Raw genomic sequence first — 11,832 nt, 5'->3', positions numbered from 1 at the left:
GCCGAACCATGCCAAGCCTCAAGGATCAACGCGCCCGGATCGCGAGCGTCAAGCAGACGCGCAAGATCACGAGCGCCATGAAGCTGGTCGCCGCCAGCAAGCTCAAGCGCGCCCAGGACCAGGCCGAGGCGTCGCGCCCCTATGCCAGCCGCATGGCCCAGATGCTGGGCAACCTGGCGGCGGGCGTGGCGGGCCAGGCCGGGGCGCCGCCGCTCCTGGGCGGCACCGGGCAGGAGCAGACCTACCTGCTCATCGTCGCCACGGCCGACCGCGGCCTGTGCGGCGGTTTCAACACATCGATCGCCAGGGGTGCCCGCCGCCGGATCCAGGAGCTCCAGGGCCAGGGGAAGACGGTCAAGGTCATCTGTGTCGGCCGCAAGGGGCGCGACGCGCTCCGGCGCGACTACGGCAACCTGATCCTGCACACCTACGAGGGCGTGGCCGGCAAGAAGCGGATGGAGTTCGCGGATGCGGACGCCATCGCCGAACGTATCCTGACGATGTTCGACGCGGGCGAGTTCGACACCTGCGAGATCATCTTCAACAAGTTCCTGTCGGCGATCCGCAACGAGCTCACGCTGCTCCAGCTGGTGCCGGCGCAGATCCCCGAGGTCGCGACGAAGCAGGACGAGGCATCTGCCCCGTACGAGTTCGAGCCCGGGGAGGAGCAGATCCTCACCGAGCTGCTGCCGCGCAATCTGGGCGTGCAGATCTACCGGGCGCTCGTGGAGAACGCCGCGTCTGAGCAGGGTGCCCGGATGGCGGCGATGGACAGCGCCACCCGCAACGCGGGTGACATGATCAAGCGGCTGACACTGGTCTACAACCGGACCCGTCAGGCGCAGATCACCAAGGAACTGATCGAGATTATTTCCGGCGCCGAGGCGGTGTAGGCCGAAGGGAACCCCCATGAGTGACATGAGCAAAGAGAACATCGCCACCGGCCGGGTCACGCAGGTCCTGGGCGCGGTCGTCGACTGCCGCTTCGACAGCGGCAATCTGCCGGAGATCCTGACGGCGCTGCACCTGGAGAACCAGGGCAAGACCCTGGTGCTGGAAGTGGCCCAGCATCTCGGCGAGAACACCGTCCGCACGATCGCCATGGACTCGACCGAGGGTCTGGCCCGTGGCGTCGAGGTCATCAACACGGGTGCACCGATCTCCGTGCCGGTCGGCCGCGAGACGCTCGGCCGCATCCTGAACGTGATCGGCGAGCCCGTGGACGAGCGCGGCCCGCTCGGCAACACGCTGACCGCCCCGATCCATGCCCCGGCCCCGCTGTTCGTCGACCAGGCGACCGAGTCCGAGGTGCTGGTGACCGGCATCAAGGTCGTCGACCTGCTGACCCCCTACCCGAAGGGCGGCAAGATCGGCCTGTTCGGTGGTGCCGGCGTCGGCAAGACCGTGCTGATCATGGAGCTCATCAACAACATCGCGAAGGCGCACGGTGGCGTGTCGGTGTTCGCCGGTGTCGGTGAGCGCACCCGCGAGGGCAACGACCTCTATCACGAGATGATGGAGTCGGGCGTCATCAACCTGGAAGACCAGACCCAGTCCAAGGTGGCACTGGTCTATGGGCAGATGAACGAGCCGCCGGGCGCGCGTGCCCGGGTCGCGCTGTCGGGCCTGACCGTCGCGGAGTATTTCCGCGACCAGGAAGGGCAGGACGTGCTGTTCTTCGTCGACAACATCTTCCGCTTCACCCAGGCGGGCTCGGAAGTGTCGGCGCTGCTCGGCCGCATCCCCTCGGCCGTGGGTTACCAGCCCACGCTCGGCACCGACATGGGCGCCCTGCAGGAGCGGATCACGTCCACGAAGAAGGGCTCGATCACCTCGGTGCAGGCCGTGTACGTGCCCGCCGACGATCTGACCGACCCGGCACCGGCCACGACCTTCGCCCATCTGGACGCCACCACGGTGCTCAGCCGGCAGATCGCCGAGCTCGGCATCTACCCGGCGGTGGACCCGCTCGACTCCACCTCGCGCATCCTGGACCCCGGCACGGTCGGCCAGGAGCATTACGACGTCGCCCGTGCGGTGCAGTCGACCTTGCAGCGCTACAAGGGCCTGCAGGACATCATCGCGATCTTGGGCATGGACGAGCTCTCGGAAGAGGACAAGCTGGTCGTCGCCCGGGCGCGGAAGATCCAGCGCTTCCTGTCCCAGCCATTCTTCGTCGCCGAGATCTTCACGGGCTCGCCCGGCAAGCTCGTGTCGATCGAGGACACGGTGAAGGGCTTCAAGGGCATCGTCGACGGCAAGTACGACGACATCCCGGAGGCGGCCTTCTACATGGTCGGCACGATCGAGGAAGCCCTCGAGAAGGCCAAGAAGATGGCCGAAGCCTGAGCCGGGACGGGAGAACGGTCTTGGCCGACAAGGTGCAGTTCGATTTGGTTTCGCCCGAGCGGTCGCTCGTCAGCGAGGCGGTCGACATGGTGGTGGTGCCGGGCGTGGACGGCGATTTCGGTGTCCTGCCCCAGCATTCCCCGATGATGACCCTGCTGCGTCCGGGCGTGATCACCACCTACGAGGGTGACCGCCCGGTCAAGCGGATCTTCGTGGCGGGCGGCTTCGCGGAAGCCAACCCGGCAGGGGTGATCGTCCTGGCCGAAGCTGCCGACGTGGTGGGCGAAGTAACGGCCGATCAGGCGCGCCAACTCCTCAGGAACGCGGAGGAGGACTTGTCGGTCGCCGCCAGCGCGGCCGAGGCGGATCGGGCGAAGCTGGAGCAGGCTGTAGCGGTCGCTCAGGCCCGCGTCGAGGCGATGACCGCGCCGGCGTGACCGTCATCCGATCTTGCAGACACGAAAGGGCGACGTGCGGTTGTGCGTCGCCCTTCTTCGTTGCTGGATGAACCTGATCGGCCTGGTCAGCGCTGAGCTAAGGTGCTCGCCGGTGCGTCACCGGGCTTGGGTGGCGGAGCATCGGAAGGCGAACACCGTTCCCTCGCCCGGCGTCGAGGTCGCGCTTAGTTCGCCGCCATGTCCCCGCGCGATCTCCGCAGCAAGATAGAGGCCGAGCCCCAGGCTCGTCCGTGCCGGCCCCTGCGACGTACGTGGATGGGGCTGGAAGAATTGCGCCAGCACGTCCGGTGCGACCACCGCATCCCGGTTCGCGACGATCATCGTCAGTGTGTCATCCTCGAGCCGCACCGCCACCTCGACCGGCTGGCCGCGGGCGCCGCAGGACATGGCGCCGGCCATCAGGTTGGACAGGAGCTGGCCGAGCCGAGCCGGGTCGCAGGAGACAGACCCCTCGACCGCTATCTCGACGTCGATCCTGCGGTCCGGCTGTGTCTCGCGGTTCTCCTCGATCACCGTCGACAGCTGCTCCGCCAGATCCTCGACCGGCCGGCGGTCGATCGAGATCCCGCCGCCCAGCCGGCCCCGGGCGAAGTCCAGGACGTCGTCGATCAGCTTGCCCATCCGGGCACAGCTCTGCTGCATCTGGTCCAGGACGAAGGTGCCGCGCTCGTCCAACTCGTTCATCGACAGGAGGCGCAGGCCGGAGATGAGCGAGAAGAGGGGGTTGCGCAGGTCGTGGCCCAGCAGCGCGATGAACTGCTCGCGCAGCAGGGCGGCTTCCGTGGCATTGGCCAGCGCGAAGCGGCTCTCGCTCAGCTGGTCCTCCACCTGGAGCTGCGCACCGAGCAGCTGGGCGAACAGTTCTACGGTGGGCAGGATCTTCTTGTCCCGGAGCGACGCCGGCAGCGGGTCCAGCGCGCAGATCGTCCCGAACACCTGACCGTCGCCGAGGATGATCGGAACAGCGAGATAGCTCTCGAACCCGTACATCTTGGGCGTTGGATGCCTGCAATAGATCTCGTCCTCGCTGGCCTTCTCGATGACGATGGGCCGGTGAGAGTTGCAGATCTCCTTGCAGAAGGTCGTGTTGACCTCCAGCGGGTCGCCGCTCTTGAGCCCGAACTCGACCTGGTCCAGCACCGCACATGCGGTCCAGGACGTTGGCGTCACCCGGGCAACGGCCACGAACCTGAGCCCGGTGATCTCGGACACCAGGCGCAATATTGTCGGGACCGCGGTGAGCTGCTCGACCTTGGCGACGTCCCGCGCGATCGCAGGATCCATTCCAACCCCCAGAAGCGACCGGCAGGCCGCCGCGCCTTGTCCGGTGCTACTCTCGCGTCTGCGCGAGATCAAACGACTTGTATCGGCAGGGCGGGTCACGACCTCGCGTGCGTCACCGCCTCGATGCGGTTGCCATCCGGGTCCAGCAGGAAGGCGGCATAGTAATCAGCATGATAGGACGGCCGCAGGCCCGGCGGTCCGTCGCATCGGCCGCCATGGGCCAGGCCTGCGGCATGGAAGGCGTCGACGGCAGCCCGGCTCTCGGCCTTGAACGCCCAGTGCCGCCGGTCGGGTGGATAGGCCAGGCCCAGGCGCACCGTCAGGTAGGCACGCTCCGGGTGCTCGCTGTCCGCCCGCAGGCCAAAGCCCACGGCCTGCTCCTCCTGCCAAACGCAGGGATAGCCAAGCTTGGCCATGATCGCCGTGTAGAAAGCGAAAGCCTGCTCCAATCTGGCCACGGTGATCGACACATGATCGAGCATCACTGCCAGACGATCGTCGGGAACGGCTTCGCCGCACCGGTCATCGCGTCCATCTGCTGCCGCACCCCGGCCGCGATCGTGCGGTAGACCTCCGCATGGTGTGAAGCCGGGTCGGACGCCACGATTGGCGTCCCGCCGTCCGAGGTCTCCCTGATCCGGATGTCCAGCGGCACTTCCCCGAGGAAGGGCACGCCGTAACTGGCGGCACAGTCCCTGGCCCCGCCATGGGCGAAGATGTCGGAGCGATGGCCGCAATTAGGACAGCAGAAGTAGCTCATGTTCTCGACGATCCCGAGGATCGGGACGTCGACCTTTCGGAACATCTGGATGGCCTTGCGCGCGTCCAGCAGCGCGATGTCCTGCGGCGTGCTCACGATCACGGCCCCGGTGAGCGGCACCTTCTGCGACATGGTCAGCTGCGCGTCGCCGGTGCCCGGGGGGAGGTCGACCACCAGCACGTCCAGCTCGCCCCAGGAAACGTCGCTCAGCATCTGCTGGATGGCGCTCTGTACCATGGGCCCACGCCAGATCATCGGCGTGTCCTCCTCGACCAGATAGCCCATCGACATGGTCGGGATGCCCCAGGCCCGCATCGGCTCGAGCCTCTTGCCGTCCGGCGAGGTCGGCCGCCCGGTGGCGCCCACCATGCGCGGGATGGAAGGGCCGTAGATGTCGGCGTCGAGGATGCCGACCCGCTGGCCAATCGCGGCCAGGCCCAGCGCCAGGTTGATGGCGGTCGTCGACTTGCCGACGCCGCCCTTGCCCGAGGCCACGGCGATGATCGACCGGACACCTGGCACGCCCTGCGGTGCCGGCGGGCCCTGCGGCCGAGTGGCGCGGGGAGCATGATCGTGGCCATGGGCATGGCCGCCGGAACGCTCGGCGGTAAGAACCGCCGTGGCCGAGGTCACCCCCGGCAGCGCGCGCACCGCGGCCTCCGCGGCGCGCCGGACCGGTTCCATGGCTTCGGCCCGGGCAGGGTCGATCTCCAGGGAAAAGCCGACATTGGCTCCCTTGATGACGATGCCGCCGACGATGCCTGCATCGGTGAGCGTCGTCCCGCCGTCCGGCAGTCGGATGCCCGACAGTGCCTCCAGAACCCGTTCCTTGGTCAGATCAGCCATGTTGAACCCGATGGTTGTCGGGGACATATAGCGATAGGTAACGCAACTTGGAGGTGGAACGTGTACGTCCAGCTCCAGGAACGGCGTTTTTCACGAGATCCGGGACTGTGGTCCCTCCGGCAGGTGAGGCTCGATGCCCTGGAACCCGAATGGTGGTGGTGGTTGGAACGGAGGCCAGGGTGGCGGACCTTGGGCGCCTCGTCCAGGTGGCGGCGGATCGCAGCCGCCTGACCTCGAGGAACTGATCCGCAAGAGTCAGGAACGGGTTCGTCAGCTCTTCCCGGGGGGCGGGCGCCCGGGCTCGGGCGGCGGTGTGCCGAGCGTGCCGGTGGTCGCCACGATCGCCGGTCTGGCGCTTGGTGCCTGGCTGCTCAGCGGATTCTATTTCGTGCAGCCGGAAGAGAAGGGCGTCGAGCTCGTGTTCGGCAAGCTGAATGCCGTCACGGATTCGGGCCTGAACTACAATTGGCCCTGGCCGGTGGGCAACGTGCTCAAGCCGCAGGTCACCCGCGTGAACCGCGTCGAGGTCGGCTTCCGCTCGTCGGGTGTCACGACCGCCGGCAGCCGCATCAACGCCCGCGAGGTGCCCGAAGAGGCGCTGATGCTGACGGGCGACGAGAACATCGTCGACATCAATTTCGTGGTGTTCTGGCGGATCAGCGACCCCGCCCTGTTCCTGTTCAACATCCGCGATCCCGCCGAGACGGTGAAGGCTGCGGCCGAGAGCGCCGTGCGCGAGCTGGTCGGCCAGACTCCGATCGCCGAGGCCACCACCGAGGGGCGGCGCCAGATCGAGCAGCAGGGCCGCGAGATCATCCAGAACCTGATGAACGAGTACGGCTCGGGCATCGTGATCGACGAGGTTCAGCTGCAGAAGGCCGACCCGCCGCAGGAGGTGATCGACGCCTTCCGCGACGTGCAGCGTGCCATGGCCGACCGCGAGCGTGCCCAGAACGAGGCGGAAGCCTTCGCCAACGACATCATCCCGCGCGCCCGAGGCGAGGCGGAACGCCTCCTGCAGGAAGGCCAGGCCTACAAGCAGGAAGTGGTGGCCCGCTCCGACGGTGAGGCGCAGCGCTTTACCTCGGTGCTCGAGGAATACCGCAAGGCCCCCGACGTCACCATGCAGCGCCTTTATATCGAGACGATGGAAAGCGTCCTGGCCGGCACCGACAAGGTCCTGGTCGACCAGCAGAACGGCCAGCCCGTGGTCCCCTATCTCGCGCTGCCCGAGCTGCAGCGCAATAGCGGCCCGTCGCGCCAGGCTGATGGTGTCACCCCCACTGGGCGGCCGAACCAGCCTTCGGTCGGAGGCACGCAATGAACAACCGCCTGTTCATCACGATCGGTGCAGCGGCACTGGTCCTCCTGATCGGCATCTACTCCAGCGTGTTCACGGTCAACGAGGCCCAGCAGGCGCTGGTCGTGCGCTTCGGCAACCCGGTCCGCGAGGTCCGCGAGGCCGGCTTGCACATGAAGGTCCCGTTCATCGACAACGTGGCCTATTTCGACAAGCGCGTGCTGGACTACGACGCCAGCTCGGTCGAGCTGATCCTGGGCGACCAGAAGCGGCTCGTGGTCGACGCGTTTGCCCGCTACCGGATCAACTCGCCGACCCGGTTCCGTCAGGCAGCCGGCGACGAGGAGGCCTTCCGCAGCCGCCTTGGCCCCATCCTCTCCTCCAACCTGCGTGGTGTGCTGGGCGAGGTCGGGCTCATGCAGGTGCTGAGCACCGAGCGCAGCACGCTCATGCAGCGCATCCGCGAGCAGACCAACCGCTCGATGCAGGGCTTCGGCGTGGAACTGGTTGACCTGCGCATCAAGCGGGCCGACCTGCCCGAGCAGAACAGCCAGGCGATCTTCCAGCGGATGCAGACCGAGCGGCAGCGGGAAGCCAACGAGCTGCGTGCGCAGGGTGCTGAAGTGGCGCAGCGCATCCGGTCGCGGGCCGACCGCGAGCGGCGCGTGCTGATCGCGGATGCCCAGCGCCAGGCCGAGGTGTTCCGTGGCGAGGGCGACGCGGAAGCCACCAGGATCTTCGGCGAGGCCTTCGGCGCGGACCAGGACTTCTACCAGTTCTACCGCTCCATGCAGGCCTACCGCCAGTCGCTGGCGGACGGGCGGACCAACATGGTGATCTCGCCCGACAGCGAGTTCTTCCGCTTCTTCAACCAGCCGAACCTGTCGCCCGAATCGGCCAGCCCCGCGCCGGCCGTGCAGGGCAATGCGGCAGCAGCGCCTGTGGACGAGGCAGGTGCCGATCCGACCAGGCTGGGTGCTCTTGATCCGCAGCCGGCCCTGCAGCCTTGAGTGGCGGTTCGGCCTGAACGGTTCGAGGCTGGCGGGAAGCTCCCGCCGGTCGAAGGGAACGGCTTGCGATGATGGAGTTGCTGCAGGGCCTGGCGCTCGTCCTGGTCGTGGAAGGCGTGCTCTGGGCGCTGTTCCCGGGTGCGATGCGTCGTGCTGCCCAGACGGCGGCCGCGAGCCGGGACGGCGCGCTGCGCTTTGGCGGCCTCGTCTTTGCGATGGTCGGCGTCGCAGCGGTATGGCTGCTGCGGGGCTGATCGGCTGGTGCTGCGGGATTCGCAGGTGGCTATGGTTCTTGCTGGACCATCGACCTAGTTTGTTCTTGTACCGAGCCTTGGCTCGATATCCATTCCCGGCGAGGCCGGCTTTTCCGGCCGTCGCTGCCGTGCCTTCGGGATGTCGCGTATGATCGTTCGCAAGCTCGCTTCCCTTCGGCCGTCCAAGCGTACCGCGCTGGCGGCTGCCCTTGCGGCCGTGCTGCTGGGCGGGAGCCTGCCGACCGGTGCGGTACTGGCGCAGCAGGTGTCGCCGCCCAGCTTTGCGCCGCTTGTGGAGAAGGTGGCCCCGGCGGTGGTGAACATCTCCACGAGCAAGCAGGTCAAGGCCGGCGATCAGCAGGCCATGCCGATGCCGCAGTTCCCGCCGGGTTCGCCGTTCGAGGAGTTCTTCAAGGAGTTCTTCGACCAGAACCGTCGTCAGCAGCAGCAACAGCCCGAACAGCAGCGGCGGGCCTTTTCGCTGGGCTCAGGCTTCCTCGTTGATCCCGCCGGCTTCGTGGTGACCAACAACCACGTCATCGCCGATTCGGACGAGATCAAGGTCATCCTGAACGACGACAGCGAGTATGTCGCGAAGCTGATCGGCAAGGACTCCAAGACGGATCTGGCGTTGCTCAAGATCGAGCGGGACGAGCCGTTCCCGTTCGTGGAACTCGGTGACAGCGACCAGATCAAGGTCGGCGACTGGATGCTCGCCATCGGCAATCCGTTCGGCCTGGGCTCGACCGTCACGACCGGCATCGTCTCGGCGCGCAACCGCGACATCAATGCCGGCCCCTATGACGACTTCATCCAGGTCGACGCCGCGATCAATCGCGGCAATTCGGGGGGGCCGTCCTTCTCGCTGGATGGCAAGGTTCTGGGCATCAACACCGCGATCTTCTCGCCGTCCGGCGGCAATGTCGGCATCGGCTTCGCCATCCCGGCCAATATCGCGCGCCCGATCATCGATAGCCTGAAGACAACCGGCCGTGTGGCCCGTGGCTGGCTTGGCGTGCGCATCCAGAACGTGACCCAGGAGATCGCCGAGAGCCTGGGTCTGCCGGAAGGGAAGGGGGCGCTGGTCGCCAGCACCCAGGAAGGTGGTCCCGCGATCGCCGCCGGAATCCAGCCGGGCGACGTGATCCTGGAGTTCGACCACAAGGAGATCGGCAAGATGCGCTCGCTGCCGCGCATCGTTGCCGAGACCGCGGTCAACAAGGAGGTCGAGGTCCTGATCTGGCGCAAGGGCCAGGAGCGGACCGTGAAGGTGACGCTCGGCGAACTGCCCGAGGACGAGGTGCCGGCCGAGACCACCACGGGCCAGACCGAGCCGCAGGCCACACCTGGTGCCGTGGTCGCCGTGGACGCGCTCGGCCTGAAGGTGCAGGCGCTGACGGCTGAGAGCCGCTCGCAGTTCCAGCTGGGCGACGATGTCACCAAGGGCGTGGTCGTGACCGAGGTGACGCCCAACAGCGCCGCCGCCGAGGAGCAGCTTCAGCCGGGTGACGTCGTGGTCGAGGCTGCGCAGGACCCGGTGAACACGCCGGAGGATCTGCTGAACAAGGTCAGGCAGGCCCAGTCCGAGGGCAAGAAGAACGTGCTGCTGATGGTCGAGCGGCAGGGCGACCTGCGCTTCGTGGCGCTGCGTCTCGCCAGCTGAGCCGGCCGATGAGCCCGCGCCGGCGGCGCGGGCTCAGTGCCTGAAGGCGCTCTTTGGATAGCCCTGGATGAAGAGCAGTGCGGTCAGGTCGCCATTGCGGATCACGGCCGGTGCCACGGCGGCGACCTTGGCATGCGGCCTGAATCCGACGCCCAATCCGGCTGCCTTGATCATCGGGATGTCGTTCGCCCCATCCCCCGCGGCCAGCACGTCGTCGCGTGCCAGCCCTAGGCGCGCCGCCAACTCGTCGAGGGCCCGCAGCTTGGCATCGGCATCGAGCAATGGCGGCAGGAGCCGTCCGGTCAGCCGGTGGTCCGCAATCTCGAGCTCGTTCGCGCGATGCTCGTCGAAACCGGCCCGCGCCGCGACCGGGCCTGTGAACCGGGTGAACCCGCCTGAGATCAGGGCCGTATGCGCTCCATGCGCCCGCATCGTACGCACCAGCGTGCCCGCACCCGGCGTCAGATGGATCCGCTCGGCCAAGAGCCGCTCGATGGCACTTTCCTCCAGGCCCTCCAGCAGCGCCACCCGCGCCTTGACTGAGCTGGCAAAGTCCAGTTCGCCGTTCATGGTGTGCTCGGTGATGGCCGCCACCTCCGCGCGGATTCCGAGCAGGTCGGCCAGCTCGTCGATGCACTCCGTCGTGATGACGGTGCTGTCCATGTCGCAGATCAGGATGCGCTTGGTCCGGTTCGCCGCTGGCGTGACGACGATATCGACGGGCTGGTTGTCCAGGATGCCGGTCAGCCTCTGCCGCAGTTCCTGGTCGACGGCAGGCAGCCGGAACGCCACCGCCTCACGGTCGGCCAGGACCTCGGGCTCGGCCCCCAGCGCCTGCGCCAGCCCCGTGACCAGGTCGGGAACGAGGGCCAGCGCTTCCGGATCGCTCACCAGCGTGACCACGTTCATCCGACATCTCCCGGCCCGGCATCACGAATGCTGCACTGCAACATGACGCGGCTGCTGATCGTGATAGGCGGCCCCACCGCCAGCGGCAAGTCGGCCCTGGCGGTCGTACTGGCCCAAGGCATCGGCGGCGTGGTCGTCAACGCCGATGCGATGCAGCTCTACCGCGATCTGCCGATCCTGACGGCGCGACCCTCGCCAGAGGAGGAGGTGCTGGCTCCTCACCGGCTGTATGGTCTCTGGGGGGCGTCCGTCCAGGGATCGGCCGGCCGATGGCTGGACCTCGTCCAGCACGTGCTGCGTGACGAGCCGAATCGCCCGCTGATCGTAGTAGGCGGGACTGGTCTTTATCTCCACGCCCTGCTCCATGGGATAGCGGCCGTCCCGGAGATCGACCCGGCGGTGCGCGCCGACGTGCGCTCCATTCCGGCCCAGGCCCTGCATCCCCTTCTCCAGCAGGAGGATCCGGCGCTGGCCGCTATCCTCCATCCGACGGACCCGCAACGCCTGATGCGCGGCCTGGAGGTCATCCGCGCTACCGGACGTTCCCTACTGGCGTGGCAGTCGGACGAGCCCTACCGGATCGCGCTGGGTGCGGCCGATATGATCGGCATCGCGCTGATCCCGCCGCGCGCATCGCTGGTGGCCCGCATCGAGCGACGGCTGGCCACGATGATCGAGACAGGCGCCCTGGCCGAGCTGGAAGCCTTCCTCGCCGACCCGGCCAGCGCAAGTTCGCCGCTGCGCAAGGCCGTGGCGGTACCCGACCTGATCGCCCACCTGGCCGACGGGATACCCCTGGACACCGCCCTGGCCGCGGCGGTGATCTCGACCCGCCGCTATGCCAAGCGTCAGGTGACCTTTCTTCGCCATCGGCTGAGCCAGCTTCAGCAATACGCCGCTTTCGGCGACGAGGCGGCGCTTCAGCAGGAAATCCTCGACATGGTACGCCGCCACGTCCGTTGACGCTGGAATGCCACGAAGCTAGCTTGCCGCGCCCTT

The 11,832-nt window shown here is 67.5% G+C and carries 12 protein-coding genes; 8 read left to right on the top strand and 4 right to left on the bottom strand.

Going from position 1 to position 11,832, the window contains the following annotated elements; translation table 11 throughout:
- The first annotated feature begins 8 nt into the window (after positions 1-8).
- The 3 genes from VHL31_RS13445 to atpC are packed head-to-tail and all read left to right on the top strand — an operon-like array spanning position 9 to position 2,786.
- Positions 9-893, top strand: coding sequence for a F0F1 ATP synthase subunit gamma (locus VHL31_RS13445; RefSeq protein ID WP_349262437.1), 885 nt, complete (start codon positions 9-11; stop codon positions 891-893).
- 25 nt (positions 894-918) lie between these two features.
- The gene (gene atpD, locus VHL31_RS13440) at positions 919-2,349 is read left to right on the top strand and encodes a F0F1 ATP synthase subunit beta (RefSeq protein WP_349262434.1); all 1,431 of its coding nucleotides are present in this window, start codon (positions 919-921) and stop codon (positions 2,347-2,349) included.
- A 20-nt stretch (positions 2,350-2,369) separates the two neighbouring features.
- Positions 2,370-2,786, top strand: a complete 417-nt coding sequence (gene atpC / locus VHL31_RS13435) for an ATP synthase F1 subunit epsilon (RefSeq protein ID WP_329661731.1) — start codon at positions 2,370-2,372, stop codon at positions 2,784-2,786.
- A 117-nt stretch (positions 2,787-2,903) separates the two neighbouring features.
- Here the strand turns inward: atpC and VHL31_RS13430 are convergent, their stop codons facing one another.
- The 3 genes from VHL31_RS13430 to apbC all read right to left on the bottom strand — a co-directional run bounded on the left by VHL31_RS13430 (position 2,904) and on the right by apbC (position 5,697).
- The gene (locus VHL31_RS13430; protein ID WP_329661730.1) at positions 2,904-4,091 is read right to left on the bottom strand and encodes a GAF domain-containing sensor histidine kinase; all 1,188 of its coding nucleotides are present in this window, start codon (positions 4,089-4,091) and stop codon (positions 2,904-2,906) included.
- A 95-nt stretch (positions 4,092-4,186) separates the two neighbouring features.
- Complete coding sequence (locus tag VHL31_RS13425; RefSeq protein ID WP_329661729.1) at positions 4,187-4,573, bottom strand: VOC family protein; 387 nt, start codon at positions 4,571-4,573, stop codon at positions 4,187-4,189.
- Entirely contained in the window at positions 4,573-5,697 is a 1,125-nt protein-coding gene (gene apbC, locus VHL31_RS13420; RefSeq protein ID WP_329661728.1) for an iron-sulfur cluster carrier protein ApbC, read from the bottom strand. Before apbC ends, VHL31_RS13425 begins: the two co-directional genes overlap by 1 nt.
- 133 nt (positions 5,698-5,830) lie before the next feature.
- Here apbC and hflK point away from each other — a divergent pair, with 133 nt between their 5' ends.
- From hflK to VHL31_RS13400, 4 genes are all read left to right on the top strand, one after another.
- A complete protein-coding gene (gene hflK, locus VHL31_RS13415; RefSeq protein WP_329661727.1) occupies positions 5,831-7,021 on the top strand; it encodes an FtsH protease activity modulator HflK in 1,191 nt (396 codons plus the stop codon).
- Positions 7,018-8,007 (top strand): protease modulator HflC, encoded by a 990-nt coding sequence (gene hflC / locus VHL31_RS13410; protein WP_329661726.1) that lies wholly within the window; start codon positions 7,018-7,020, stop codon positions 8,005-8,007. Before hflK ends, hflC begins: the two co-directional genes overlap by 4 nt.
- Positions 8,008-8,075: 68 nt before the next feature.
- Positions 8,076-8,261 (top strand): DUF2065 domain-containing protein, encoded by a 186-nt coding sequence (locus VHL31_RS13405; protein WP_329661725.1) that lies wholly within the window; start codon positions 8,076-8,078, stop codon positions 8,259-8,261.
- Between the two features lie 148 nt (positions 8,262-8,409).
- Positions 8,410-9,924: a DegQ family serine endoprotease gene (locus VHL31_RS13400; RefSeq protein WP_329661724.1), complete on the top strand. Its 1,515-nt coding sequence runs from the start codon at positions 8,410-8,412 to the stop codon at positions 9,922-9,924.
- 33 nt (positions 9,925-9,957) lie between these two features.
- Here VHL31_RS13400 and serB read toward each other — a convergent pair whose 3' ends face one another.
- Complete coding sequence (gene serB, locus VHL31_RS13395; protein ID WP_329661723.1) at positions 9,958-10,833, bottom strand: phosphoserine phosphatase SerB; 876 nt, start codon at positions 10,831-10,833, stop codon at positions 9,958-9,960.
- 42 nt (positions 10,834-10,875) lie between these two features.
- Between serB and miaA the strand changes: the two genes are divergently transcribed.
- The gene (gene miaA, locus VHL31_RS13390) at positions 10,876-11,796 is read left to right on the top strand and encodes a tRNA (adenosine(37)-N6)-dimethylallyltransferase MiaA (RefSeq protein WP_329661722.1); all 921 of its coding nucleotides are present in this window, start codon (positions 10,876-10,878) and stop codon (positions 11,794-11,796) included.
- Positions 11,797-11,832 lie beyond the last annotated feature (36 nt).

The sequence above is a fragment of the Geminicoccus sp. genome, assembly GCF_036263595.1.
In the GTDB taxonomy this organism is placed as follows: domain Bacteria; phylum Pseudomonadota; class Alphaproteobacteria; order Geminicoccales; family Geminicoccaceae; genus Geminicoccus.
This window is presented reverse-complemented; position numbering and strand designations above follow the sequence as displayed.

Excerpts from the sequence above, each read along its gene's own strand:
- VHL31_RS13445 (WP_349262437.1), top strand. The coding sequence starts at position 9 with ATGCCAAGCCTCAAGGATCAACGCGCCCGGATCGCGAGCGTCAAGCAG.
- atpD (WP_349262434.1), top strand. The coding sequence starts at position 919 with ATGAGCAAAGAGAACATCGCCACCGGCCGGGTCACGCAGGTCCTGGGC.
- VHL31_RS13430 (WP_329661730.1), bottom strand. The coding sequence starts at position 4,091 with ATGGATCCTGCGATCGCGCGGGACGTCGCCAAGGTCGAGCAGCTCACC.
- VHL31_RS13425 (WP_329661729.1), bottom strand. The coding sequence starts at position 4,573 with ATGCTCGATCATGTGTCGATCACCGTGGCCAGATTGGAGCAGGCTTTC.
- apbC (WP_329661728.1), bottom strand. The coding sequence starts at position 5,697 with ATGGCTGATCTGACCAAGGAACGGGTTCTGGAGGCACTGTCGGGCATC.
- hflK (WP_329661727.1), top strand. The coding sequence starts at position 5,831 with ATGCCCTGGAACCCGAATGGTGGTGGTGGTTGGAACGGAGGCCAGGGT.
- hflC (WP_329661726.1), top strand. The coding sequence starts at position 7,018 with ATGAACAACCGCCTGTTCATCACGATCGGTGCAGCGGCACTGGTCCTC.
- VHL31_RS13405 (WP_329661725.1), top strand. The coding sequence starts at position 8,076 with ATGATGGAGTTGCTGCAGGGCCTGGCGCTCGTCCTGGTCGTGGAAGGC.
- VHL31_RS13400 (WP_329661724.1), top strand. The coding sequence starts at position 8,410 with ATGATCGTTCGCAAGCTCGCTTCCCTTCGGCCGTCCAAGCGTACCGCG.
- serB (WP_329661723.1), bottom strand. The coding sequence starts at position 10,833 with ATGAACGTGGTCACGCTGGTGAGCGATCCGGAAGCGCTGGCCCTCGTT.
- miaA (WP_329661722.1), top strand. The coding sequence starts at position 10,876 with ATGACGCGGCTGCTGATCGTGATAGGCGGCCCCACCGCCAGCGGCAAG.